Source organism: Mesorhizobium sp. NPDC059025, from assembly GCF_042739655.1.
In the GTDB taxonomy this organism is placed as follows: Bacteria; Pseudomonadota; Alphaproteobacteria; order Rhizobiales; family Rhizobiaceae; genus Mesorhizobium.
The window spans coordinates 145,405-171,418 of record NZ_JBHYIM010000010.1 but is presented as its reverse complement, the minus strand read 5'-3'; the positions used below and the strand labels follow the sequence as shown (position 1 = coordinate 171,418).

General features: G+C 64.4%; 20 protein-coding genes. 11 read left to right on the top strand and 9 right to left on the bottom strand.

What is annotated here, in order from left to right:
* Window positions 1-127 precede the first annotated feature (127 nt).
* Complete coding sequence (locus tag ACFWYE_RS22820) at window positions 128-1,645, top strand: VOC family protein (RefSeq protein ID WP_379114494.1); 1,518 nt, start codon at window positions 128-130, stop codon at window positions 1,643-1,645.
* A gap of 81 nt (window positions 1,646-1,726) precedes the next feature.
* On the opposite strand, the gene ACFWYE_RS22815 is transcribed toward ACFWYE_RS22820, so the two are convergent.
* The 8 genes from ACFWYE_RS22815 to ACFWYE_RS22780 all read right to left on the bottom strand — a co-directional run bounded on the left by ACFWYE_RS22815 (window position 1,727) and on the right by ACFWYE_RS22780 (window position 9,412).
* A complete protein-coding gene (locus tag ACFWYE_RS22815; RefSeq protein WP_379114493.1) occupies window positions 1,727-2,077 on the bottom strand; it encodes a DUF2200 domain-containing protein in 351 nt (116 codons plus the stop codon).
* A gap of 132 nt (window positions 2,078-2,209) precedes the next feature.
* On the bottom strand, window positions 2,210-2,872 hold the full coding sequence (locus ACFWYE_RS22810; protein WP_379114492.1) for a hypothetical protein: 663 nt from the start codon (window positions 2,870-2,872) through the stop codon (window positions 2,210-2,212).
* Window positions 2,873-2,877: 5 nt separating this feature from the next.
* A complete protein-coding gene (locus ACFWYE_RS22805; protein WP_379114491.1) occupies window positions 2,878-3,726 on the bottom strand; it encodes a TIGR02186 family protein in 849 nt (282 codons plus the stop codon).
* Complete coding sequence (locus ACFWYE_RS22800; RefSeq protein WP_379063217.1) at window positions 3,726-4,649, bottom strand: sulfite exporter TauE/SafE family protein; 924 nt, start codon at window positions 4,647-4,649, stop codon at window positions 3,726-3,728. The genes ACFWYE_RS22805 and ACFWYE_RS22800 overlap by 1 nt, the downstream gene beginning before the upstream one ends.
* Before the next feature lie 358 nt (window positions 4,650-5,007).
* Window positions 5,008-6,693: a dipeptide ABC transporter ATP-binding protein gene (locus ACFWYE_RS22795; RefSeq protein WP_379114489.1), complete on the bottom strand. Its 1,686-nt coding sequence runs from the start codon at window positions 6,691-6,693 to the stop codon at window positions 5,008-5,010.
* Window positions 6,690-7,604: an ABC transporter permease gene (locus ACFWYE_RS22790; RefSeq protein ID WP_379063213.1), complete on the bottom strand. Its 915-nt coding sequence runs from the start codon at window positions 7,602-7,604 to the stop codon at window positions 6,690-6,692. Before ACFWYE_RS22790 ends, ACFWYE_RS22795 begins: the two co-directional genes overlap by 4 nt.
* Window position 7,605: 1 nt before the next feature.
* Entirely contained in the window at window positions 7,606-8,577 is a 972-nt protein-coding gene (locus ACFWYE_RS22785; RefSeq protein ID WP_379114487.1) for an ABC transporter permease, read from the bottom strand.
* Between the two features lie 133 nt (window positions 8,578-8,710).
* Complete coding sequence (locus tag ACFWYE_RS22780; RefSeq protein WP_379114486.1) at window positions 8,711-9,412, bottom strand: creatininase family protein; 702 nt, start codon at window positions 9,410-9,412, stop codon at window positions 8,711-8,713.
* 197 nt (window positions 9,413-9,609) lie between these two features.
* Here ACFWYE_RS22780 and ACFWYE_RS22775 point away from each other — a divergent pair, with 197 nt between their 5' ends.
* The 3 genes from ACFWYE_RS22775 (at window position 9,610) to ACFWYE_RS22765 (ending at window position 13,108) form a co-directional block, all read left to right on the top strand.
* Window positions 9,610-10,182, top strand: a complete 573-nt coding sequence (locus tag ACFWYE_RS22775) for a MarR family winged helix-turn-helix transcriptional regulator (RefSeq protein ID WP_379114484.1) — start codon at window positions 9,610-9,612, stop codon at window positions 10,180-10,182.
* A gap of 59 nt (window positions 10,183-10,241) precedes the next feature.
* Window positions 10,242-11,822: an ABC transporter substrate-binding protein gene (locus tag ACFWYE_RS22770; RefSeq protein ID WP_379114482.1), complete on the top strand. Its 1,581-nt coding sequence runs from the start codon at window positions 10,242-10,244 to the stop codon at window positions 11,820-11,822.
* 332 nt (window positions 11,823-12,154) lie between these two features.
* Window positions 12,155-13,108, top strand: a complete 954-nt coding sequence (locus ACFWYE_RS22765; protein ID WP_379114480.1) for an isoaspartyl peptidase/L-asparaginase family protein — start codon at window positions 12,155-12,157, stop codon at window positions 13,106-13,108.
* Window positions 13,109-13,190: 82 nt separating this feature from the next.
* On the opposite strand, the gene ACFWYE_RS22760 is transcribed toward ACFWYE_RS22765, so the two are convergent.
* A complete protein-coding gene (locus tag ACFWYE_RS22760) occupies window positions 13,191-16,913 on the bottom strand; it encodes a peptidoglycan-binding protein (protein WP_379114478.1) in 3,723 nt (1,240 codons plus the stop codon).
* Between the two features lie 452 nt (window positions 16,914-17,365).
* On the opposite strand from ACFWYE_RS22760, the gene ACFWYE_RS22755 reads away from it, so the two are divergent.
* The 7 genes from ACFWYE_RS22755 (at window position 17,366) to ACFWYE_RS22725 (ending at window position 25,962) form a co-directional block, all read left to right on the top strand.
* On the top strand, window positions 17,366-17,833 hold the full coding sequence (locus ACFWYE_RS22755) for a MerR family DNA-binding transcriptional regulator (RefSeq protein ID WP_379114476.1): 468 nt from the start codon (window positions 17,366-17,368) through the stop codon (window positions 17,831-17,833).
* A 130-nt stretch (window positions 17,834-17,963) separates the two neighbouring features.
* Window positions 17,964-18,458, top strand: coding sequence for a hypothetical protein (locus tag ACFWYE_RS22750; RefSeq protein WP_379114475.1), 495 nt, complete (start codon window positions 17,964-17,966; stop codon window positions 18,456-18,458).
* A gap of 216 nt (window positions 18,459-18,674) precedes the next feature.
* Entirely contained in the window at window positions 18,675-20,471 is a 1,797-nt protein-coding gene (locus ACFWYE_RS22745; protein WP_379114473.1) for an acyl-CoA dehydrogenase C-terminal domain-containing protein, read from the top strand.
* Between the two features lie 70 nt (window positions 20,472-20,541).
* On the top strand, window positions 20,542-21,714 hold the full coding sequence (locus ACFWYE_RS22740; protein WP_379114471.1) for an acyl-CoA dehydrogenase family protein: 1,173 nt from the start codon (window positions 20,542-20,544) through the stop codon (window positions 21,712-21,714).
* A gap of 101 nt (window positions 21,715-21,815) precedes the next feature.
* Window positions 21,816-23,024 (top strand): acetyl-CoA C-acetyltransferase, encoded by a 1,209-nt coding sequence (locus ACFWYE_RS22735; protein ID WP_379114469.1) that lies wholly within the window; start codon window positions 21,816-21,818, stop codon window positions 23,022-23,024.
* Window positions 23,025-23,046: 22 nt separating this feature from the next.
* A complete protein-coding gene (locus ACFWYE_RS22730) occupies window positions 23,047-25,266 on the top strand; it encodes a 3-hydroxyacyl-CoA dehydrogenase NAD-binding domain-containing protein (protein WP_379114467.1) in 2,220 nt (739 codons plus the stop codon).
* A gap of 153 nt (window positions 25,267-25,419) precedes the next feature.
* A complete protein-coding gene (locus ACFWYE_RS22725) occupies window positions 25,420-25,962 on the top strand; it encodes a thioesterase family protein (protein WP_379114465.1) in 543 nt (180 codons plus the stop codon).
* Window positions 25,963-26,014 lie beyond the last annotated feature (52 nt).

The following is a 26,014-nucleotide window of genomic DNA, read 5'->3' as shown; positions in this document are numbered from 1 at the left end:
TGCCGTCGCGGCGCGCTTGGCGCGCCGGGCATGGACGTGCCAATGTCGCCGCACAATTCAGAGGTCATCCATGCCAATCCATCACATCTTCATACGTCTTCCGTCATCGCGCGCCGGGGGCTGAGGCATGGAGCGCTCCGATGGCATCCACCATGTCACGTTGATCACGCGCGATGTGCAGGCCAATGTCGATTTCTACGTCGGCTTCCTCGGCTTGCATCTGGTCAAGCGCACCGGCGGCTATGAGGACGGCCAGCAGCTGCATTTGTTCTACGGCGACGGAGAGGCTTCACCAGGCTCGTTGGTCACGTTCCTGGTCTGGCAGGACGGCGCGCCCGGCCGCGCCGGCCTCGGTCAGGTATCGGAGATCGCCTTTGCCGTGCCGGCGGCAGAGATCGGCGGCTGGCTGGTGCGGGCGCTCGACAAGGCCGTGCCGGTGCAGGGTCCGCTGCGCGAGTTCGGCGAGCCCGTGCTCCGATTGAAGGACCCGGACGGTTTCATCGTCAAGCTTGTCGGCGTCGCTGAAGATGGTTCCGATACCGCCGTCGGCAGGCTGCGCGCGGTCACCATCCTCACCGGCGATGCCGAGGAGACCGCCGCCTTCGTGCGCCGCTTCGGTTATGAGCCGGGGCCTGTCGCTGAAAACATCCAGCGCATGCTGTCGAAAAATGACGCCATCGATGTGCGCAACGCCGCCGGTTATGTGCCTGGCCTGCCGGGCACCGGCACCGCCGACCACGTCGCCTTCCGGGCTGCGGATGTGGCGGCTCTCCAGGATGTCGAAGCCTCCCTCTCGCGGCTGAACTCGTCGCCGACGACCGTTCACGACCGCAAATATTTCACCTCGCTCTATGTGCGCGAGCCTGGCGGCACGCTGTTCGAGCTGGCGACTGACGGGCCGGGCTTTGCCATCGACGAACCGCCCGGCCATCTCGGCGAGAGCCTGTTCATTCCGCCGCACGATGCCGTGCGAGCCGAGGATCTGCGGGTCATGCTGCCGCAGTTCGCCTTGCCCGGCGAGCCGCGCCTGCCCAGGCGCGACCTGCCTTTCGTGCATCGTTTTTTCACGCCTGAGGAACCCGACGGCAGCACCCTCGTCCTGTTGCATGGCACGGGCGGCAGCGAGGCTGACCTGATGCCTCTGGCGCATCGCATCGCGCCGCGCGCCACGTTGCTGGGCGTGCGCGGACGCAGTCACGAGGAAGGCATCGCCCGCTTTTTCCGGCGCCTGTCGCCGAAGGTGTTCGACCAGGCCGACATCCGCTCCGAGGCCGAGGCCTTCGAGGCTTTCATGGCCGGCGCGATCTCGGGCTACGGGCTGGATCCGGCGCACATTGTTTTCCTCGGCTATTCGAACGGCGCCAACTTTGCCGCTGCCGTCATGGGCCTGCATCCGGCCGTGATCCGCCGCGCCATCCTGCTCAGGGCCGTGCCGGTGCTCGACCCGCTGCCCGAGGCCGACCTGAGCGGAAGCGAGGCCCTGGTCATAAGCGGTGAGCAGGACCCGTTCGGCGACGGTGCGCCGGCGCTTGCCGATTGGCTGGCGAAACACGGCGCCGGCACCGAATATCGCATGGTTGCCGCCGGCCATCAGCTGACGGCCGACGACGAAGCGATGGCACGGGACTGGCTCGGGAAGGATTGAGGCACGACGACTTGAAGGGTCGGCGTCCGCAACATCTTGGCGATGCACGCAATCGCTTTGCCTTCGCGGCAAAACCACCGGCTATCGGCGCAGGATCTTCTCCATCTTCCTGCCCTTGGCGAGTTCATCGACCAGCTTGTCCAGGTAGCGGATTTCCCGCATGACGGGTTCTTCGACCTCTTCCACCCGTATGCCACAGATCATGCCGGTGATCAGGGAACGCGCGGGATTGAGCGTGGGTGCCTGGGCAAAGAAATCCTCGAAATCCGTGTTCTTCGCCAAATGGTCGTCAAGCGCCCGCTGGCCATAGCCCGTCAGCCAGCGGATGATCTCGTCCACCTCCGCCTGCGTGCGTCCCTTGCGTTCCACCTTGGCGACGTAAAGCCGATAGACGCTCGCCACACTCATGGAATAGATGCGATGGTTTGCCATGCGCTCTCCCGATCCGGTCTGAGATCATCGGGCCGAATGGGGCGGGGATCAAGCCGGGGACAATCGTCTGCGCTTGGAAGCGGCGGCCTGCCTGGGAACCCGCCGCCAGCGATGCCTTGCAGGGTATCAACGTCAGCAGAGGCCGTGCACGCCGGCTCTCTGGCTCCTTTCCATGGTCTCCAGATATTCCCGCGCCGAGATCTCCTGCCAGGATTCTTCTGGCCATCGCACGTTCGAAATGCTGCCGTGACTTTGATACAGCCCGTGGAGAAACGCGTGTTCTTCCAGCAGAGCGATTGCACTCTCGACTTCCCCGGGCTGGGAGTGATGCTGCGTATCCAGATCGGGCACGACATACAGGACCTCGATCCCGCTTCCGCGGATGCAGAGTTTTGAGTTCTCTGGATCGATGAGGATACCGACCTCGATGCTGTCGAGGTTCCATATGCCGGCGCGCAGAAGGTCGGATGGCCGGCCCTCCATTGAAATTCCGTCCATCGACAAGCGCAAAAGCGGGCAGAAGCTGTGAAAACGGCTCCCCCATTTGTGCGGCGGCTTGATCGCCAGAGACTCGATCGGGTGCGGCGGCTCGAGCGAGAAGGAGATCTCCAGAGTGGAATAACCCCAATGGAGAGGAACCGGAAAGTCGTGGCAGTCGGTCACCCACCAGGCCGGTGGCCCGATCAGGGCCGCGACATCAAGCAGCGTCAGGCCGGGTGTGATGGGGGCAAGTTCGCCGGTCTGAAGGAAAGCCCGCAGCGAAGCGGTCAGGCGCTTGAAGTTGCGGCGAGCCATTCATCTCAATCCTTGCGGAAGATGACGCGGCCGAGCCAGCCGGTGATCATGGCCAGGCTGATGGCGAAGAAGCCGTAGAGGAAGGAATAGTTGTGCGCGGCGCGGAAGATCGACTGTTCGAAACCGGACTTGCGGATTTCGAGCTGGGCCGAGTTTTCCTTCACGAACAGGCCGTTCTTGAACAGGAAGGCGCGCGCCTTGTGCGTGCCGACGGGCACGCTGGGTGCCAGCCTGACCGTGGCGCGGAACAGATTCTGGGACAGGAACTGCACGCCGCCGACATTCTCGCTGTATTGCCCCGTCGCGGCCTTGCGTTCGCGCAGTGCCGCCGTGAATTCCGCGATGGTGGCCGGGTTCTGGCTCTCGTCGGCCGGCTGCATGAAGATGTTGTTGGCACCAAGCGAGAGCTGCTTGTAGCTGCCGGGTTCGGTGATGTCCTGGAATGGTCTTGTCGTGGCGACCGAATAGGACACCGGCACGTTCTCGAAGGTCTCCGAATCCAGGTTGATCCACACGCCCAGCACGCGGTCCTTCCGCCGCACCACGACGGGTCGCGCCGGTCCTTCCAGCACCACGATGACATCGTAGCGCCCCTGGCGGGCGATCTGCGGGTCGACATCCTCCAGCGCGCCGAAGATGGTGAGGTCGGCGCCGGTGAAGCCGGCGGTGATCATCACCCTGTCGGTGGAAAGCCCGATCTGGATGTTTTCCTGGTGCGGCGACTGCGCGGCAGCCGGAAAGGCGGCGATCAGCATCAGGAACAGCAGCACACTCGAAAGGGTCCGGCCCTTGCGGCTGGGGATGATGCCGGTGTGGCGAAGCGAAGGCGAAACCGGCAGGGTCTGAACTGCCATCAGCTCAGCCCCAGCGCCGAAAGCGAATAGCGATTCGGGGGCGTCACGAACAGGTCGAAGGCGAGGCGCAGCGCCACTGCCAGCACCAGCAGCGCCAGCAGCGCGCGCAATTGCTCGCCGCGCAGCTTCTGTCCGGCCTTGGCGCCATACTGTGCCCCGGCAACGCCGCCGACCATCAGCACGAAGGCGAGTATCACGTCCACCGTCTGGTTGGTGGTGGCATGCACCAGCGTGGTGTAGGCCGAGGTGAAGATGATCTGGAAAAGCGAGGTGCCGATGACGACATTGGTCGGCACCTTCAGCAGATAGATCAGCGCCGGCACCATGATGAAGCCGCCGCCGACACCCATGATCGACGACAGGAAGCCGATCGCGGCACCGAGGCCCAGCACGGGAATGACGCTGACGAACAGCTTGGAGGCGCGGAAGCGCATCTTGAGCGGCAGGCGGTGGATCCAGTTGTGCTGGCCGGATTTCTTCAGCACGGGTGCCGCACCGCCGCGCGTGGCGCGCAGCGCGTTGATGCTTTCCAAAAGCATCAGTCCGCCGACAGTGCCGAGCAGCACCACGTAGAGGAGCGAGATGAACAGGTCGAGCTGGCCGATCTCGCGCAGCAGGCCGAATACGTAGATGCCGACCGTCGAGCCGACGACACCGCCGGCCAGCAGCACCCCGCCCAGCTTGAAGTCGAGCGTCCCCCTTTTCATGTGCGACAGCACGCCGGAGACGGACGAGGCGATGACCTGGTTGGCGCCGGTAGCAACGGCGATCGCCGGCGGGATGTTGTAGAAGATCAAGAGCGGCGTGATCAGGAACCCGCCGCCGACGCCGAACATGCCCGACAGGAAACCCACCGCCGCGCCCATGGCGAGCAGCACGAGGATGTTGACGGATATTTCCGCGATCGGGAGATAAATGCTCACCCGTCTGTCTCGATCAATCCAGTTTCTTGGCCCTGCCTCTCGGCGGGAGAACTTCTGTTGCTATAACACCCAAAAGCTAATTCGTTCTTGCGCCGGCAACGTGACAGGAAAAAGCCCGGTCAGGGTACCGAAACAAAAACCCATTCAAGCAGTTACGGGAGGCTAACAGGCAATTTGATGACAAGGCGTCGCGAAGGCGACGTCTTTGGCGCGATTTGCGCGGCGTGATGCGAAAGCAGCACGATCTGCCGCTGTTCCTGTGTCTCCAGGGATGGGATCCATTCCGGAACGGACGCAGGTCTTGCTCCGGTCGAGCCACTGATTTGTGATGCGCGGCGCTTTGGCCCCGGAGCTTTTTCTACACGGCCAGTCGCGGTACCGCGTCGAGCAGCATCCTGGTGTAGGCCTGCTGCGGTGCTTCGAAAAGCTGGCCCACTTCCGCTTCCTCGACGATCCTGCCGTGATGCATGACGACGACCCGGTCGCACAGGTGACGCACCACGGACAGGTCGTGGCTGATGAACAGCAGCGTCAGGTTCAGCGTGCGGCGCAGTTCGATCAGAAGGTTGATCACCTGCGCCTGGATCGAGACATCGAGCGAGGCGACAGGCTCGTCGCAGACGATCAGTTCCGGCTGCATGGCGAGCGCGCGTGCGATCGCGATGCGCTGGCGCTGGCCGCCGGAGAACTGATGCGGATAGCGGTCCGCGAGCGCGGGATCGAAAGCGACCGCCTTCAGCCAGCGGTTGACATAGGCGCGGGCGTCGCGACGCGTGGTGAGGCCATGCGCCAGCGGCCCCTCGGCGACGGACTGGAAGATGGTGCGGCGCGGATCGAGCGAGGCATAGGGATCCTGGAAGATCATCTGCACGCCAGTGCCCAGTTTGCGCTGGCCTTCGCGCACCTTCCTGCCCGCGACGGTGACCTTGCCCGCCGTCGGCGTGTAGATCCCGCAGACGATGCGGCCGAGCGTCGACTTGCCGGAGCCGCTTTCACCGACGAGGCCGAGCACCTCGCCCTGGGCGATGGTCAAGGTGGCGCCCTTGACGGCGTGGACGGCATGGGTCGGCTGGCTGATGCCGAATTTCTGGGCGAAACGCCCGACGCGGCCGACGGGGCGTTCGAAGACCATGTCGACATCGTCGACCTGGACGAACGCACCGTCGGCAGCCTTGGGAGCGGCCTTGGCCAGATCGTCGAGCACGATCGGGCCGGAACTTTCGGTCGCGGCAGAGGCCAGCAGTTCGCCGGGCCTGGCGCGCGAGGGCAGGGCGTCGAGCAGCCCTTGCGTATAGGAATGTTGCGGCGTCCCGAGCACTTGCGTGACGCTGCCGGTTTCCACGATCTTGCCGCGGCGCATCACCGCGATGCGCTGCGAGATCTGGCTGACCGTCGCCAGGTCGTGGCTGATCCAGATCATCGAGACGCCGAGCTCGGCCACCAGCGCCTTCATCTCCTTGAGGATGTCGGCTTGCACGGAGACGTCGAGCGCCGTCGTCGGCTCGTCGGCGATCACCAGCCTGGGCTTGTGCAGCAGGGCGATGGCAATGGCGACGCGCTGACGCATGCCGCCCGAGAACTGGTGCGGATACTGGTCGATCTTCTTCTCGGGCTCGACGATGCGCACGCGCGCCAGCGCCTCGATGGCGCGGCGGCGCACGTCCTGATCGCTGGCCTTTTCATGGGCGCGGATCGCCATGGCGATCTGGTCGACGATCTTCAGCACCGGGTTCAGCGTCATCATCGGGTCCTGGAAGACCATCGCGATCTCGCGGCCGCGGATCTTGCGCAGCTCCTGGTCCGGCAGGCCGACGATCTCGCGGCCCTCCAGCCTGACGGAACTGCCCGGCTGCACCTTGCCATTGGCGTCGAGCAGGCCGATCAGCGAGAAGCCGGTGATGGACTTGCCCGAACCGGATTCGCCGACCAGGCCGAAGATCTCGCCCTTGCGCACCTCGAAGGAGATGCCGTCGACCGATTTGACGGTGCCGCGCTCGGTTTCGAAATAGGTGCGCAGGTTGTCGACTTTGAGCAGTTCGGTCATTTGCGCAGCCGTGGATTGAGTTGATCGCGGACCTGGTCGCCGACCAGGTTGATCGCCATGATCAGGATGATGAGGGCGACGCCCGGATAGATCGAAATCCAGTAGCGGCCGGACAGCAGATACTGGAAGCCGTTCGCGATCAGCATGCCGAGCGACGGTTCCGTTGGCGGCAGGCCGACGCCGAGGAAGGACAGCGTCGCTTCCAGCGAAATCGCCGAGGCGACCTGCACCGTGGCGACGACGATCAGCGGCGGCAGCGAGTTCGGCAAAATGTGCCGGGTCACCACGAACCAGCCGCTCATCGGAATGGAGAGCGCCGCCTGCACATAGTCCTTCTGCCGTTCGGCCGAGGCCGCGCCATGGGCGGTCCGCACGAAATAGGCATACTGGGCAAAGACCAGCGCGAGGATGAGCTGCCCCTTGCCCTGTCCCAGCAGCGCGGCGACGACGAAGGCGAGCAGGATGGCCGGGAAGGACAGCTGCACGTCCACCAGCCGCATGATGAAGGTCTCGAAGCGACCGCCGGCATAGGCGGCGAAACAGCCGACGATGGCGCCGATGGTGAAGGCGACCGCGCCGGCGATCAGGCCCATCTCCAGCGAGATGCGCAGGCCGTAGATGATCGCTGAAAGCAGGTCGCGGCCCTGGCTGTCGGTGCCGAGCAGATAGTGCATGCCATTGGCGCCGACGAAGCCCGGTGGGCGGCGCGCGTCACGCAGCACCAGCGAGCGCAGGTCATAGGGGTCCTGCGGCGTGAGGAAGGGCGCGAAGATGGCGAGCAGCGCAATGACCAGCACGATCGCCAGCGCGATCACCGCGACCTTGTTGCGCAGGAAGATGCGCCAGAAGTCGCGCCAGGCGGAAGCCGGCGGTGCCGCGTCGAAATTGTCCTTGACGGTGATGTCGCTCATCTCAGCGTCCTTTCAGCCGAAGACGCGGATCGAGGGCGGCATAGGCCAGATCGACGCTGAGGTTGATGACGACGAACAGCACCGAGACCATCATCAGGTAGGCGACCATGACGGGCCGGTCGAGCGAGGCGATGGAATCGATGATCAGCTTGCCGAGGCCCGGCCAGTTGAAGATGGTTTCCGTCACCAGCGCGAAGGCCAGTGTCGAGCCGAGCTCGAGGCCGAACACCGTGACCAGCGGGATCGAGATAAGCTTCAGCACGTGCCTGCGCAGGATGGTGCGCTCGGGGATGCCGGCGGCACGCGCGAACTTGATGGCGTCGGTGGTCATCACCTCGCGGGTGCCGGCGGCGGCGAGCCGGCACATCATCGACATCTTGAACAGCGACAGGTTGAGCACGGGCAGCAGCAGGTGCTTCCAGCCGTCCAGCGTGAGGAAGGAGAAGGGGATCCCGAAAAGGCTGGCGGTCTGGCCGCGTCCGCCTGCCGGCAGCACGCCGAACTGCACGGCGAAGAGCATGATCAGCATCAGGCCGATCCAGAAGGTCGGCACCGAGAAGCCGAGGATCGAGCCTGCCATGATGAGGCGGGAAGCGAGGCTGTTGGGCCGGTAGCCGGCATAGATGCCGAGCGGAACGCCGATCAGCGAGGCTAGGATCACCGCGATCACCGCCAGTTCCAGCGTCGCGGGCAGGCGTTGCGAGATCAGCTCGCCGACCGGCATGTTGAAGACGAAGGAGCGGCCGAAATCGCCGGTCGACATCGAGCCGACGAAGTCGAGATATTGTTTCCACAGCGGCTGGTCGAGGCCGTATTCGGCGATCACCTGTTCGCGGATCGCCTGGGTGGCGTCGGGAGAGATCAGCACGTCGACGGGGTTGCCGATCACATAGACCCCGGCGAAGACCAGGATCGACATGACGACCAGCACGATGACCGCCTGGCTGAGCCGCTTGAACACGAAGGAGGTCATGCACTGACCCCGTAACGGTGCTTGCTGTCTGTCATCTGCCCCTCCTCCTGAGCATTTCCGCCATTCTCGGTGCGGAAATGCTCCAAACCTCTGTTGTCACGCAGCTCCGGACCTGCCGGAGGGCGCCCATCCATCAATGCCAGCCGTTCTCGATCTCGTCGCGGGTCTCCGCGACGCCGACTTCCCAGATCGCGTACATGTCCGCGTCCGGGCGCTGGAATACGCCGTGATAATTGCCCTCGGCGATGCGCTCGCGCTTGCGGCCGGCATCGACGCGGCCGGTGGCTGCGAAATCGATGCGATCCTTCTTGAAGTTCGGCACCGGCGCGCCTTCGAGGCGGGTCCAGGGGAAGTTCTCCATCCAGCTCGCATGGCTCGCGGCCGGGTCGATCTCCTGCACCTTGGCCATGGTCTGCGGCGCACGCCACCAGTCGTGCAGCTTCACCGAGGTGTCGCGATGGCCGTTCATCCATTCCGACAGCAGCGGGGCGATCGGCGTGTTGCCGCCATGGCCGTTCACGACGAGGATGCGGCGAAAGCCGGAGCGGTAGACGCTGTCGAGCATATCCTCGATGACGCTGATATAGGTGCGCAGCGTCAGCGTGATGGTGCCGGGGAAGTCGGCGAAGCCCGAGGCCATGCCATAGGGCAGGCAGGGGAAGACGGGCACGCCGAGCGGCGCGGCGGCCTCCACCGAAATGCGCTCGGCCAGGATCATGTCGGTCGCGAGGCTGAGATAGGCATGCTGCTCGACCGATCCGATCGGCAGGACGCAGCGGTCGTCGACCTTGGCGCGTTCCTCGACCTGAGCCCAGTGCATGTCCTGAATGCGCATTCCCGAAAACTCCGTTTGTCAGCGGCCGGTACTGCCGCGATTGGTGTCGTGCGCCGGCCCGCCGGGATGCGGCATGGGTCAGCAACAAAACTGCGAGATATCTCCAATTAAGTTCCATTAGGAACAAAAATATGAGGTTGACGCAACAAAAATTTCAATTACCGTTCCGTTTGGGACTAATTCAGGGGCGAGGTTGTATGGATCGATTGCTGAGCACAGCCCTGCATGAGGCGCGTGCGGGGCGGGAGACACCCGGGCCGCAGCATCTGCCGCAGGACGATCCGCTGTTTCCCAAACTGTGGGACAATCCCTGCTGGCTCTCGTTCCGGCTGAACTTCCTGGCCCTGCAGTTCAACAATCCGGTCTATGGCCGCATCCAGCAGCAGCTCGGCCTGCTGCGTCCGGAATTCGTGGTCTTGTGGTCGCTCTATCTCGGCGACGGCCTGACGCTGACCGAGGTGGTGCGCTCGTCGAACTTCCCGAAGAACACGCTGAGCCGCGCCGTCAACAAGGTGGCGACGCTTGGCCTGATCGACCGCGAGATCGATCCGTCCGACCAGCGCCGCGTCACCCTGACGCTGACGGAGAAGGGCCGTGCTGCCGTGGTCTCGGTCAAGGAGCTGATGCTCGAGCATGAACGCGCCATGCTCGAATGCCTGTCGCCCGCCGAACGGCTGACCCTGTCGGACCTGCTGACCAAGATGGTCGTCGCCACCGGCAGCTGGCCGCGCGATCTCGACATGAGTGTCGCCGAGGCGGTGACCGACTGATCCCGCCGAACCGATATCGGCGACAACGAGACATTCAACAACAAAAAGAGGAGATCCCCATGACTACCCATTCCTTGCTGCGCTCGGCGCTGCTTGTGTCGACGCTGCTGGTGTCGCTGCCGGCACTCGCCGCCGACCTGACCATCGCCACCAAGTCCGGCCCGGCGTCGATGGACCCGCATTTCACGGCCACCTCGGCCAATGCCGAGGCCACCAAGCATGTCTTCGACACGCTCTTGAAGTCCGGCAACAAGCTTGAAGTCGAGCCCAATCTGGCGGTGAGCTGGAAACCGGTCGATGAGACGACCTGGGAATTCAAGCTGCGCGAGGGCGTGAAGTTCCATGACGGTTCGGACTTCACCGCCGAGGACGTGAAGTTCTCGATCGAGCGCATCCCCAACGTCACCGGGCCGAACCCGTCGACCATTTATGTGCGCCGCGTCGCCGGCGTCGAAGTCGTCGACCCGCTGACGGTGCGCGTCAAGACGCATGGCTCGGCGCCGACCCTGCCCAACGATTTCGTGCGTCTCTTCATCGTTTCGCACAAGGCGGCCGCGGCCTATTCCACCAAGGAGACGGCGGCCGAGGGTTTCAACACCGGCAAGGCCACCATCGGCACCGGCCCCTACAAGTTTGTCAGCTGGGCGCCGACGCAGGATCTCGTGCTGGAGAAATTCGACGGCTACTGGGGTGGCGCGCAGCCCTGGGACAAGGTGGTCCGCAAGGAAATCCCCAATGACGCGGCCCGTGTCGCCCAGCTCAAGGCAGGGCAGGTCGACCTGATCTCCAAGGTGCCGGCCACCGACCTCGCCAATCTCGAGGCCGATCCGGCCATCGACGTGGTCAAGGACGAGTCGGTCTACATCCCCTATCTCGAATTCGACTTCCGCGCGGACTCGCCGATGGTCTGGGACAAATCAGGCAAGAAGCTCGACAAGAACCCCTTCCTCGACCCGCGCGTGCGCGAGGCGTTCGACCTCGTCATCGATCGCCAGACCATCGCCGATGTCGCGCTGGAAGGCATGGGCGTCGTGCCGACCCAGCTCGTGAGCGCCAACATCTTCGGCTACAACAAGGACATTGCGCCGGCGGCCTATGACGTCGACAAGGCCAAGCAGCTGATGACCGAAGCCGGCTTCCCCGATGGCTTCAAGGTGTCGCTGAACTATGCCAACGACCGTCTGCCGACCGAGCTTGGGCCGACGGTGGCGCAGCTCCTGGCCGCGATCAACGTGCAGGCGGATGTGAACGGCGTGCCGGCCGCGGTGTTCAATCCCGCCAAGACGCGCGGCGAATATTCGCTCTACATGGCGTCCTGGGGCACGCTGACCGGCGAGGCGAACTACATGCTGTCGTCGCTGATGCACACCAACGACAAGGAAAAGTCGCTGGGTGCCTTCAACACACGTGGCTATTCCAACCCCGAGATGGACAAGCTGATCGAGGACGCCGGCGTCGAGATGGACGAGGCCAAGCGCCGCGAACTGCTCGAAAAGGCGAACCTGCTCGTCGCCACCGATCGCCCCGACCTGCCGCTGGCCGTCAATGTCTCGGCGTGGGGCGTGAAGGCGGACAAGATCACCTACACGCCGCGTTCCGACGAGGACACGCTGGCGATGGACGCCAAGCCGAAGCAGTAGAAGTTCCGGGAATGCAATGGGAGGCATGATCCAGCCGGAAAGCAACAAAGCAGGAAGCTGAGGGCTTGCCGAACGAGGATCATGCCGAAAACGAAGAGATAGAACGGAATACCGTTCATCCCGTTTGCATTCTCTCCAGATCAGGAAGGCGTTGGTTCGATATTCTTCCTGATCTGGCTTTCTTGAAGCGCGATCCCGAAATCGATTCCTGCTTTCGGGGTCGCGCTCCAGGAGCAATTCCAGCAAAAGTGCGCAGCGGTTTTGCGCCAGGAATTGCGAAACTCCAGAAACGGTCCGCCGGGCCGCCTACTCCCCCTTGAAGGTAACGGACGATGACGAAATTCGCATTGGCGATCCATGGCGGTTGCGGGGTCATGGCGCAGCTCGATCTCAACGAGGAAGAATGGATCGCCGCGCGCCGCGATCTCGGGCGCGCGCTGGAAGCCGGCTATGCGGTGCTGAAGTCCGGCGGCCGGGCGCTCGACGCCGTGCAGGCCGCTGTCATCGTCATGGAAGACAGCCCGCATTTCAACGCCGGCCATGGCGCCGCGCTCAACGAGAACGGCGTGCATGAGCTCGACGCCTCGATCATGGACGGGCGCTCGCTGGCGGCCGGCGCCGTCAGCGCCGCCCGGCATGTCCGCAACCCGGTCAAGGCGGCACGCGCCCTGCTGGAGAAGGGCGATCCCCTGCTTCTGACTGGCCCCGCCGCCGACAGCTTCGCCGAGGACATCGGGCTGGCCGTCGAGCCGCAGAGCTATTTCACCACCGAACGCCGGAAGGCGGCGCTGGCTGCGATGAAAGCGCATGTCGAGGCCGGCACCGCCGCAAAGGCCAGCGAATCCGAAAAGCACGGTACGGTCGGCGCGGTCGCGCTCGACAGCCATGGCGATCTGGCCGCCGCCACCTCGACCGGCGGCTACAACAACAAGCCGGATGGCCGTGTCGGCGACAGCCCGATCATCGGCGCCGGCACCTATGCCCGCAACGGCGTCTGCGCCGTTTCAGGCACCGGCAAGGGCGAGTATTTCATCCGCCACGTCGCCGCGCACGAGGTCGCGTCCCGCGTCGACTATCTCGGCGAAAGCCTGGAGGCGGCGACGCGCAAGGTGATCATGAACGACCTGAAAGAGGTCGGTGCGGGTCTGGTGGCGGTGGATGCAAAGGGTGCCGTTGCTGCCCCTTACAACACAGACGGCATGTTCCGCGGCTGGGTGAACGACGAGGGCGCGTTCTTCGTCGCCTCGCATGCACAGGTCTACCGGTATCCGGAAGACCTGGGGTAGACGTGGACGAGGCTCGTCTCGGCGTTACGCCAGTCCCCTTCTGCCGCAAGGGTAGAAGGGGTCGCTGAACGTCGCTGCAGCCTTACTTCTTGGCCAGCAGTGCCTTGACCAGCGGCTCGTCGACCGAGCCGGTCGCCGGCAGGCCGTTGTCGGTCTGGAAGGCCATGATCGCCTTCTTGGTGCGGTCGCCCATGACGCCGTCGGTGCCGCCGGCATCGTAGCCGTTCTTGGCCAGGATGCGCTGGATGTTCTGCACCGCCTTCTTCATGTCGATGCCGGCGATGGTGGTCGGGGCATCCTGCCAGGCTGCCGGCATCTCGGTGGAATTGGCGGCTTCGTCGAGCGGCTTGGGCTTCCAGAGCTCGGTGGCCTGCTTGGCGCGTTCGAGCTGCTCGGGGCGCAATGCCTTGGCGATCTCGTCGCGTTTGGCGGCGGCGTCCTTGTCGCCGGCCTTGGCCACCAGCGCGAACCACTTGTAGGATTCCTCCAGGTTCTGCGCCATGCCCGCACCCTTGGCGGCGAGGATGCCGAGGTTGAACTGGCTGTCCTTGATGCCGAGGTCGGCGGCCTGGCTGAACCAGCGGGTCGCGGCGTCGTTGTCGGCGGCGCCATCGGCGCCCATGGCAAACAGCACCGCCAGATTGTGCATGGCGCTGGCGTTGCCCTTCTCGGCGGCCCGGCGGTACCATTCCTTCGACTTGGCGATGTCGCGCTCGACGCCGATGCCCTTCTCGTAGAAGTTGCCGATGCGGTATTCGGCCGGGGCGAAGCCGCGTTCGGCCGCCTCGCCATACCATTTGGCGGCGGTGGCCATGTCTTCCTTGACGCCGCGCGCCTCCGCGTAACGCGAGCCCACTTCGAACAGCGCCTTGGCGTCGCCGGCGGCGGCCGCGTCACGCAGCGCTGCCGGGCCGATGGCCTGCGGGATCTCGATGCCGCTCGCCGACGGGCTGACCGAGGCGGACTGCACGGCGCCGGTCTTGTCTTCGGTCGCGACTTCGGACTTCGGCATGCCAGGCACGTCGACGGTCGGCAGCGTCACCGGGGCGGCGATCAGCGCATGCGTCGCCGGGGCGGCTTCGGCCTTTGTCTCCACGGTTTCCGGCACGGCCTGCGCGTCCGTGGCCTGCGGGACGGCGGCGTCGTCCTTGGACCTTGGTTCCGGAGCTGCGAGGCCCGCGGTGGATGCTGGCTCCGCCGCGTCCTTGTTGTCGACGCTGCGCACCGGCGGCGCGTCGGCGGGGATCGGCAGCGCCGGTGCTTCGGCCATCACCGGTGCCTGCTGGACGGGTGCCGTCGCGACATCGGTCTTTTCCTCGATCGTCGTCGGGGCGGCCTCGTTGAATGATACCTGCTCCGGATCGGACAGGAAGGCCTTGCCGAGCTGCAGGCCGGCAAGCGCCAGCATGATCGCGGCGGCGGCCATCAGGATCGGCTTGCGGCGGGCTTTCAGCAGGTTGCCGAGGCCGAACGACTTGACGCCGCCGGCCTTGCCCGACTGCTGCTTGAGCGCTTCCGCTTCGGCGGCAGCTGCCTGCGCGGCGCGGCGCGCGGCGGCGATGAAATCAGCCTTCGAGGCATCGGTCGTGTTCTGCCTGGCGGGTTGGCCGCGCTCGTCGCGCACCCGCTTCATGATGGCGCCGAGGTCCGGCGCGCCCGAGCCCGGTTCGAGCGGGCGGTTGAGCAGCTTCGGCTCCAGCGGCTCGTCGAGGTCGACCGTCGGCACCTCGGCATTGCCCGCGAGCGCCGTCGGCTGCGTTGTCTCGTTTTCGCGGCGCATCTTGAAGGCGCGTGCTATGCCGCCGAACATCGACTTGTTCTGGCCGGAGATTTCCGAGTCCGCGGCGATCGCTTCAGCGCCGAGTGCCGCGCGTGCCGCATCGGCTGCGGCCTGCGCTGGCGTGCGCGCACCGCCGCGCATGGCCGGGGTCTCGGGCTCGTTCAGGAACGGCAGCGGCTCGTCCATGTCGAGCGCCGGCGTATCCTGAACGGTGATCTTCGGCGACGCCATCGGCGGCGCGCCTTCCAGTGAACCGAGGCGGTCGACGATCTTGAGCAGCGTGTCGTGGATGGCCTCGAAGGTCTTGGTGTTGCGCTCGTCGGAGCGGCGCGTCAGGTCTTCAAGCGTCTTGAGGTCGCCGGCAAGCCCGGCAACGGTGACCGTGTCGCCGTTCGAAAGGCCGAGCGCGCGCACGGCGTTTTCGGCGGCCTGCCTTGCCGTCTCCAGGATGGTGTCGCGGTTGGTTGCGATCGATTCCTCGATCTTCTCGATGCGGGGCGCGATGTCCTCGAATTCCGGCAGCGGCGCGCCGGGACGCGACAGATGCGTGGCCAGGCCGGAAACCTGGGCTTCCAGGCTGCGCAGCAGGTCCGGATCGATGCCGGCTGCCTGCACCGAGCTGGAGTCGAGGCGGCTGGAGATGTCGTCTAGCCGGCTCTCCAGGCTGCGGATCGCATCCTGGCCGGCGAAGTCGGGGCCGCGGCTTTCCAGGCGCTGCGCCAGCGCGCTGAAACGCGCGTCGATGGCGTCCATGATGCCGCTATTGTCGGGCTCGGGCGCACGGCGCTCGATGCGGTCGGCGACATCGTCCAGCCGGCGCTCGAGGTCGCGGAACAGCATGTTTCCCTGCTGGATGGCGTCGTCCTGACGGCGCTCGATGATGCCCGACAGCGCCTCGAAGCGCTGTTCCAGCCCCTGGAAGAGGTGGTCCATCACCTCGCCACGTGGGCGCTCGTCCGCCACTTCCTCGATCTGGCTGGCAAGGGCTGCGATGCGCTGCTCGATGCGCTCGAACGGGGCCGGGTCGAAGGCGCTCGACTGGGCTGCGACGGTGGAGGCGACGATGGCGCGCGAGATTTCGTCCAGCCGCTCGTCGATCATGCCGTAGACGTCGCCGCCGCGACGGCCCTGCTGGCTGGCGAAATGGTCGACGGCGCCGGCCAGCGTGCGCACTTTTTCTTCCAGCGAGCGCAGCGACAGCGATTCCGGCAGCTTGTTGACGGCGGCGCCGATCTGTTCGAGCCGTTCCGCGAGTGCGGTGACATCGACGCCGTCACGCTTGCCGGCATTGCCGGCATTGCCGTCGAAGCGGTTCTCGAAGGCCGACCAGCGCTGATCGAATTCCTGCCAGCGGCGGTCCACGGCCTGCACGCTCTCTTCGCGCGCCAGTGTTTCCATGGCGTTGCGGACCTGCTCCAGCTCGAGCCTGAGCAGGTGCACGCCCTTGTCGTCGCTCTTTTCGGCGAGACCCCGGATGGCGCCCGACAGGCGTTCGAATTCGAGGCCGAGCTCGGCGCTGTCGCGAGAAGAGGGAGCTTCCTGCGCGGCGCGCTGGATATCCTTGCGCAGCGCCTGGAATTCGCGCTGCAGGCCCGAGCTCATCTGCTGGCGCAATTCCTCGCGCAGGCCGCGCAGTTCGCCGGCGATCTTGCTCACCATCGCCACGCCGTCTTCCTGGCCGCGCATGCGTTCGATGTCGCGGGCGATCGACTGGTAGGGCCGCTCGCTGCGCTGGCGATAGGGGCGGGGTTCTTCATAGGGGCGCTGATAGCCGCGCGCGCCTTCATAGTCGCGCTCGCGTGGGCGCTGTTCTTCGTAGCTGCGCTGGCGCGGCGCATCGTAGCGGTCGGCATAGGGCTGGCTGCGGCCGTAGCGCGGCTCCTCCCGGCGAGACGGCTCCTCGCGGTTGCGGTCCAGGCGCTGCTCCAGCGCTTCCATCGAACGGTTGAGCTCTTCCAGCGAGGCATAGCTCCGGCGCTGCCGCCCGGCGTTCAGATTGTCGAGATAGGACCGCTTGTTGTTCATCGAGCGCCCGTTTCGCAGTTGGCTGGCCTCGGCCAGCAGTTCCCCAAACCACCCAGTCGGGTCCGAAGACGGCTCGGCCAGCGGAAGAGTGTTCCCGGGCAGGCTCGCGCTTCGATGAAAACCCGTGTGAAAAGCGAGACAGGATGGACACGGACCGACAGCCGCACCTTTCGCCCAGCATGGTAAACAACCCGTTAACCAAGCTTAAGAAGCCGCAGGATTCGTTGAGAAAAGCTTTCCGCCCCTGCCCCTGGGGCATGGCGTAGGGGCACCCCACTTGCATTTTCGCAACGATACAGATATACCTTTACGTAAACGTAAGTTGTGCGGTGCGGCAAGGCTTGCGAATCTATGTCGAAACCAGGAAGCAAAGCCCCCTAGCGCTTCCGCCACGGGCGAAGCCAGGCAGCCGATGCCGCGCGCCATAGCCGGGGCCTAAACGGGAAATGTCGATGACTGTGCAGATGAACACCGCTGGCGAAGCAGCCGGCAACTCCAACATCATGTCGAACGAAACCTCCGAAGAGCTGGTGCGCATCGGCGAGATGGCCAAGAAATACGGCGTCACGCTGCGCACGCTGCGCTTCTATGAGGACAAGGGCCTGCTGAAGCCGGAGCGCGACGGCGCCACCCGCCTCTACACGCATCGCGACCGCGTGCGCCTCAAGCTCATCCTGCTCGGCCGCAAGGTCGGTTTCTCGCTGCGCGAGGTCAAGCAGATGATGGATCTCTACGATCCGACCGGCACCAACACCAAGCAGCTGCGCCTGGCGCTGGAAAAGTCGGAAAAGCAGCTCGTGCGCCTGCAGAAGCAGCGCGCTTTGATCGACGACGCCATCAACGAACTGAGCGGCGCCATGAATTCCGTCCGCCAGATGGTCGCCGACCGCGCCGCCTCGACTTCGGCCGCCGCGAACTGATTTCCGGATCGCCGGTAGGCGATCTGCATCAAGATGGAAGGCGCATTGCTTCGGCGATGCGCCTTTTTGTTTTAGGCATGATGGCCATCATCCGGCTGTTTTCGAGGCGCTGAGTTTCTCGGCGGTATGCTTGATCCCGGACCTCGAAGTGGGAGCCTGTGGTAAAGTGAAGGGGCGTGGCTGGATTGTTTTCGCGGTGATGCTGCTTGCTGCGCCGATATTCGCTTTTCAGGGCTTCATATTGGCTCAGAAATCCGAGGTGAAGTCTCTCGCACTTGAGGATGTTCCTGATGCTCTCAAGCAATCAGAGCTGATTGCGATGACTTATGACACAGGCTTTTTCCGAGATGTTTGCGGCGTGGCGATCTTCAAGCTCCGCGATGGAGTCGATGGTCAAGGCGCTGTGGCACAATTGCCCGATGTCCACCCAACTCCCGTCCCCCAGGGCTGGCTAGGGAATGGATTGCCGACTTCTTTCTCGTGCGGCGAGGGGATTCCGGCCAATATGGAAAAACAATATCTGAAAATCATGTCATCGCCAGGGTCATTGTATCGGCACGCCGGTACAACGATCTTGATCTACACGGAGTCGATGAGAATGTTCGCGGTGTTGATTTGGTTCTAGATCCCGCATGGATTCACCCATGCCGGCCAGACCCGTCGCGCATTGAATGACGCGTCCCGATGCATTGTCCTGCTCTTCGCCCGAAAACCATCCTAAAAAAGTGGTTGCCCGCGCAGATTGACGTTTACGCAAACGTCAATATTTGTTATCCAGACACTACAGTCGGCCCGAAAGCCGTTTTGGTGCGGGCGCGTTGATTTTGTGGAGGAAGACGCAATGCCGATCTATCAGGCGCCTGTCCGCGATACGTTGTTCGTTCTGAACGAGGTGCTCGGTTTCGAGCGTTACAGCAACCTTCCCGGTTTTGCCGATGCGTCCGGCGACGTGCTGGAGGCGATCCTCGCCGAGGGCGCGAAGCTTGCCGAAAACGTCATCCAGCCAACCAACCGCACCGGCGACATGGAAGGCTGCGTGCGCCACGACGACGGCTCGGTGACGACGCCGAAGGGTTTCAAGGAAGCCTATCGGCAATATTGCGAAGGCGGCTGGATGGGGCTTGCGGCGCCCGCCGAATTTGGCGGCCAGGGCCTGCCTTATGCCGTGCACACCGCGGTCGCCGAATACATGGTCTCGGCCAACCTCGCGCTGCTGATGTATCCCGGCCTCACCCAGGGTGCGATCGCCGCCATCCTCACCCACGGCACCGACGAGCAAAAGACCGCCTTCGCGCCGAAGCTGATCGAAGGCGTGTGGACCGGAACCATGAACCTGACGGAGCCGCACTGCGGCACCGATCTCGGCCTGCTGCGCACCAAGGCGGTGCCGAACGGCGACGGCACCTACAGGATTTCCGGCCAGAAGATATTCATCTCGGCCGGCGAGCACGACATGTCCGACAACATCATCCATCTGGTGCTGGCCCGCATCGAGGGTGCGCCGGAAGGCGTGAAGGGCATTTCGCTGTTCATCGTGCCCAAGTTCAAGCTCGATGCCGATGGCAATCCAGGCGAGCGCAATGCGGCCTCCTGCGGCTCGATCGAAGAGAAGATGGGCATCCACGGCAATTCCACCTGCGTCATGAATTATGACGAGGCGGAAGGCGTGCTGCTCGGCGAGGCCAATGGCGGCCTGAAGGCGATGTTCACCATGATGAACGAGGCGCGTCTCGGCGTCGGCCTGCAGGGCCTGGCGCAGTCGGAGGTCGCCTACCAGAACGCCGTCGCCTACGCCAAGGAGCGCCTGCAGGGCCGTTCGATCTCGGGCGCCAAGTCGCCCGACAAGAAGGCAGATCCGATCATCGTGCACCCGGACATCCGCCGCAACCTGATGACCATGCGCGCCTTCAACGAAGCCGGCCGTGCCTTCACGCTGTGGACCGCGCTGAAGTCTGACATCGCCCACCGCTCCGGCGACGACGCCGACCGCCAGGCGGCCGACGACCACATGGGCCTGATGACGCCTGTGGTGAAGGGCGTGCTCACCGACAAGGGTTTCGAGCATGCGGTGATGGCGCAGCAGGTGTTCGGTGGCCACGGCTACATCGAAGAGCATGGCATGAGCCAGTTCGTGCGCGATGCCCGCATCGCCATGATCTATGAAGGCGCCAACGGCATCCAGGCGCTTGACCTGGTCGGCCGCAAGCTCGGCGCCAATGGCGGCCGTGCCATCCAGGCATTCTTCAAGGAAGTCGGCGAATTCTGTGAGGAAAACCGCTCCGACGAGAAGCTGGCGCCCTTCACCAAGGCGCTGAAGAAGGGCCTCAACGATCTGCAGGCCGCCACCATGTGGCTGATGCAGAACGGCATGAAGAACCCCGACAATGCCGGCGCGGCCTCGACCGACTACCTGCATCTCTTAGGCCTCGTCACGCTCGGCTACATGTGGGGCCAGATGGCCAGGACCGCGCAGGTCAAGCTTGCCGAAGGCGCCAACGGCTCGTCATCTTTCTATGACAACAAGCTGGTTACGGCACGCTATTATATGGATCGCATCATGCCGGAGACGGCGGCGCATCTCGCTCGCATCTCCTCGGGCGCCGATTCCATGATGGCGCTGTCGGCTGACGCGTTCTGAGTGATCCCGGCGTCTGTTCAGCCTTGAACAGACGCCCTATATCTTGAGTGCGGTCAGAAGGGAGCAGACCATGGCAACCAATCCCGCCGATATCCTGTCCTTGCCGAGGGCCGGCTGGGCCGGCGACGAGGTCGCCATGCTCTACGACATGTCGACCCGCTTCCTGTCGGAAGAGATCAAGCCGCATTACGACGAATACGAGAAGAACGAGATCGTCGACCGTTCCGCCTGGGAAAAGGCTGGTGCGGCCGGCCTGCTCTGCGCCTCCATGCCGGAGGAGTATGGCGGTTCTGGCGGCACCTATGCGCATGAAAGCGTCATCGCCGAGGCGCTCGGCCATGTCGGTGTCGACGGTTTCGGCATCGCTTTGCATAACGCCATCGTCGCCCCTTACATCCTGCACTACGGCTCGGAAGAGCAGAAGAAGAAGTGGTTGCCGAAGATGGCGACCGGCGAGCTGATCGGCGCCATCGCCATGACCGAGCCGGGCGCCGGCTCCGACCTGCAGGGCATCAAGACGCGGGCCGAGAAGGATGGCAACCAGTACCTGATCAACGGGTCCAAGACCTTCATCACCAACGGCCAGAACGCCAATCTCATCATCGTCGTCACCAAGACCGACCCGACCAAGGGCGCCAAGGGCACCTCGCTGATCGTCGTCGAGACCGACGAGGTCGAGGGTTTCACGCGCGGCCGCAACCTCGACAAGATCGGCCTCAAAGCCAACGACACTTCCGAGCTCTTCTTCAACGACGTGCGCGTGCCGACCGCCAATCTGCTCGGCCATGAGGAAGGCCAGGGTTTCGTCCAGCTGATGCAGCAGCTGCCGCAGGAGCGCCTGCTGATCGGCGCCCAGGCCGTCGGCATGATCGAGCGCGCGCTCGCAGTCACCGTCGACTACGTCAAGGAACGCAAGGCGTTCGGCAAGGCGGTGGTGGAGTTCCAGAACACCCAGTTCAAACTCGCGGAACTGAAGACCGAGGCCACCATCGGCCGCGTCTTCTACAACGACTGCGTCAAGCGCCATCTCAATGGCGGGCTCGACCCGGTCACCGCCTCGATGGCCAAATACTGGCTCTCCGACCTGCAGTGCAAGGTCGTCGACGAATGCCTGCAGTTGCATGGCGGCTATGGCTACATGAACGAATACCCGATCGCCCGCATGTATCGCGATGCCCGCGTGCAGCGCATCTACGGCGGCACCAACGAGATCATGAAGATGTTGATCGGCCGCTCGCTCTGAGCAGCCGGTCACAACATACCCGATCGGTGCCTTGAGCAGCCGATCCAGAGAGCCCGATCGGACGCTTTGAGCGGCCGATCCAACCAGTAAGGAGCACGAAAATGGCTGACGCTTATGTCTATGACGCCGTGCGCACGCCGCGCGGCAGGGGCAAGAAGGACGGATCGCTGCACGAGGTGCCGGCGGTGCGTCTCGGCGCCAAGGTGCTGGAAGCGCTGCGCGACCGCAACGAGCTCGACACTGGCGCGGTCGACGACATCATTTTCGGCTGCGTCGACCCGGTCGGCGAAGCCGGTTCGGTGATCCCGCGCGCCGCCGCCTTCGAGGCCGGCTACAACACCAAGGCGCCGGGCATGCAGCTGTCGCGCTTCTGTGCCAGCGGCCTCGATGCCATCAATCTGGGTGCGGCCAAGATCGCGCAGGGCGCCGACGACATCGTCATCGCCGGCGGCGTCGAATCGATGAGCCGCGTCGGCATGGGCGCCTCGGGCGGCGCCTGGTTCATGGATCCTTCGGTCGGCTTCCCCGGCTGGTTCGTGCCGCAGGGCATCTCGGCCGACCTCATCGCCACCAAGCATGGCTTCTCGCGCGACGACGTCGACGCCTATGCGGTCGAGAGCCAGAAGCGCGCCGCCAATGCCTGGCAGAAGGGCTATTTCAAGAACTCGGTCGTGCCGATCAGGGATCAGAACGGCCTCACCATCCTCGACCATGACGAGCACATGCGCCCGTCGACCGACATGCAGTCGCTGGCCTCTCTCAACCCGTCCTTCATCATGCCTGGCGAGATGGGCGGCTTCGACGCGGTTGCCGTGCAGCGTTATCCGGAGCTGGAAGAGGTCAACCACGTCCACCATGCCGGCAACTCGTCGGGCATCGTCGACGGCGCTGCCGCCGTGCTGCTCGGGTCGAAGAAGGGCGGAAAGGCGATGGGCCTGAAGCCGCGCGCCCGCATCCGCGCCTTCGCCAACATCGGCTCCGAGCCGGCGATCATGCTGACCGGTCCGGTCGACGTCACCGAGAAGCTGCTGAAGCGCGCCAAGATGAAGCTGTCGGACATCGACCTGTTCGAGCTCAACGAGGCCTTCGCCTCGGTCGTGCTGCGCTACATGCAGGCCTTCGGCATTCCGCACGACAAGATCAACGTCAATGGCGGCGCCATCGCCATGGGCCATCCGCTCGGCGCCACCGGCGCCATGGTGTTCGGCACCGTGCTCGACGAGCTCGAGCGCCGCAACCTCAACACCGCTTTGGTGACGCTGTGCATCGGCGCGGGCATGGGCACCGCCACGATCATCGAGCGCGTCTGATTTCGGCCGGAAGGAGAAGACAATGAGCTACAAGAACTTTTCGGTCGACATCGACGGCGACGGCATCGCGCTCGTCACCTGGGACATGCCCGGCCGCTCCATGAACGTGTTCACCGAAGAGGTGATGCGTGAATTGAACGCCATCATCGACCAGGTCGTGGCCGATGCCGCGGTCAAGGGCGCGGTCATCACCTCGGGCAAGGAGACTTTCTCCGGCGGTGCCGACCTCACCATGCTGCAGCAGATGCTGGGCCTCTTCGCCAAGGAGAAGGTGAAGGACAAGGAAAAGGCCACCCAGACGCTGTTCACCAATGTCGGCTTCATGACCGGCCTGTTCCGCAAGCTCGAAACCTGCGGCAAGCCGTTTGTGTCGGCCATCAACGGCACCTGCATGGGCGGCGCCTTCGAGATGTCGCTGGCCTGCCATGGCCGCGTCGCCGCGGACTCCGACAAGGTCAAGATGGCGCTGCCGGAAGTGAAGGTCGGTATCTTCCCGGGCGCCGGCGGCACGCAGCGCGTGCCGAGGCTGACCGACACGCAGGGCGCGCTGGAGATGCTGACCTCCGGCAAGAACCTGACCGCGCAGAAGGCCAAGGCCATGGGCCTGATCCACGAGATCGCCGAGCCGGCCAAGCTGGTCGACACCGCCAAGGCGATGATCCGCAACGGCCTGAAACCGGTCGCTCCCTGGGACGAGAAGGGTTTCAAGCTGCCGGGCGGCCCGGTCTATTCGGTTGCCGGCGCGAACCTGTGGCCGCCGGCCATCGCCATCCTGCGTCGTGAGACCTATGGCAACTATCCGGCGGCACAAGCGATCCTGAAATGCGTCTATGAAGGCCTGCTGGTGCCTTTCGACACCGCGCTGAAGATCGAGACGCGCTACTTCACCGAGATCCTGCAGACCAAGGAAGCGGCGGCGATGATCCGCTCGCTGTTCGTGTCGCTGCAGGAGCTCAACAAGGGCGCACGCCGTCCCGAAGGCATTCCGGATGCGAAGTTCAAGAAGATCGGCGTGCTGGGCGCCGGCTTCATGGGCGCCGGCATCGCCTATGTCACCGCCAAGGCCGGTATCCCGGTCGTGCTGCTCGACCGCGACCTGCCATCGGCCGAGAAGGGCAAGGCGCATTCCGACAATCTGATCTCCGAGCAGGTCAAGAAGGGCCGTGCCAAGCCTGAGGAGAAGGAAAAGCTGCTGTCGCTGATCACGCCGACGGCCGACTACGCCGATCTCACCGGCTGCGATCTCGTCATCGAGGCGGTGTTCGAGGATTCGGAAGTCAAGAAGGGCGCCACCGAGAAGGCGGAAGCCGTGCTGAAGTCGTCGGCGATCTTCGCCTCCAACACCTCGACCATCCCGATCACCGCGCTGGCCAAGAACTCGTCGCGGCCGAAGAACTTCATCGGCCTGCACTTCTTCTCGCCGGTCGACAAGATGATGCTGGTCGAGATCATCCTCGGCAAGAAGACCGGCGACAAGGCGATCGCCACCGCGATCGACTATGTGCGCGCCATCAAGAAGACGCCGATCGTCGTCAACGACACGCGCGGCTTCTACGTCAACCGCTGCGTGCTGCGCTACATGTCGGAAGCCTTCCAGATGCTGATCGAAGGCATCCCGGCACCGATGATCGAGAACGCCGCCAAGGCAGCCGGCATGCCGGTCGGCCCGCTGGCGCTGACCGACGAGACGGCGATCGACCTCGCGCAGAAGATCATGAAGCAGACCATCCGCGACCTCGGCGAAAAGGCCGTCGACAAGGACCAGTTCGCGCTGATCAACGCGCTCGTCGACAAGCATGAGCGCCTCGGCCGCAAGAACGCCAAGGGCTTCTACGACTATCCGCCGAAGCCGGCCAAGAAGAAGCTGTGGCCGGGCCTGAAGGACCTCTACCCGCAGCTCGATCCCGACAAGGTCGACTATGAGGAGGTGCAGCAGCGCCTGCTGGTCACCATCGCGCTCGAAGCCGCACGCGTCATGGAAGAAGGCATCGTCACCGACCCGCGCGAAGCGGATGTCGGCTCGATCCTGGCTTTCGGCTTTGCTCCCTACACGGGCGGCGCGCTGTCCTACATCGACAGCATCGGTGCCAAGGCTTTCGTGAAGATCGCCAAGGGCCTGCAGAAGAAGTATGGCGCGCAGTTCAAGGCACCGAAGCTGCTTCTCGACATGGCCGAGAAGGGCGAGACCTTCTATCAGCGCTTCGACCCCTATGCGAAGGGCGAGGTCAAGGAAGCCGCGTAAGCGGGAACAGCGTTCCTCTCTCTGTCTGCGGGGAGAGGATGCCGGCAGGCAGGTGAGGGGCCGCACCTGCCTTGCAATCATTGGTGCTGCCCCTCATCCGGCCCTTTGGGCCACCTTCTCCCCGTGAACGGGGAGAAGGAAGAAAGTAACAGCATGTATGTCTGGGCACGTTTTGCGCGCATGGCGCTGACGGCGAAGTCGCGCGGCTCCTACCGCGTCGGAGATGAAAGCCGGCTCACTTTCCGCTGCCTGCCGACCGACATCGACTTCAACGTCCATCTCAACAATGCGCGCTACATGATGCTGGCCGATCTTGGTCGCATCGACATCTTCATCCGCGCCGGCCTGATAGCGCTGGCGAGGCAGCGCGGCTGGGCGCCGATGCTGGGCGGGCTGCAGACCGTCTATGTGCGCGAGATCAAGCTGTGGCGCAATTTCCAGGTCGTGTCCTCGATCGAGACCTGGGACGGCACCCAGGTGCTCGGCGCGCATCGTTTCGTGCTGGAGAACGGCGAGACCGCGGCCCTGATGAAGACCACCGCCGGTGTCTATGACCGCAAGGCCAGGCATTTCGTCGACATCCAGGATCTGGTCGAGGCGCTCGGCTATGACGCCTCGCCGCGTGCGCCGACCGAAGCCGAGAAAGCCTTCATGGCTTCGCACCAGGGACTGAGGGCGGCGGCGAAGGGCAGTTAGCGAGGCACTGGCGGAACAGGGGCAGTACGGGAGTAAATTGCCCCACTGCCTC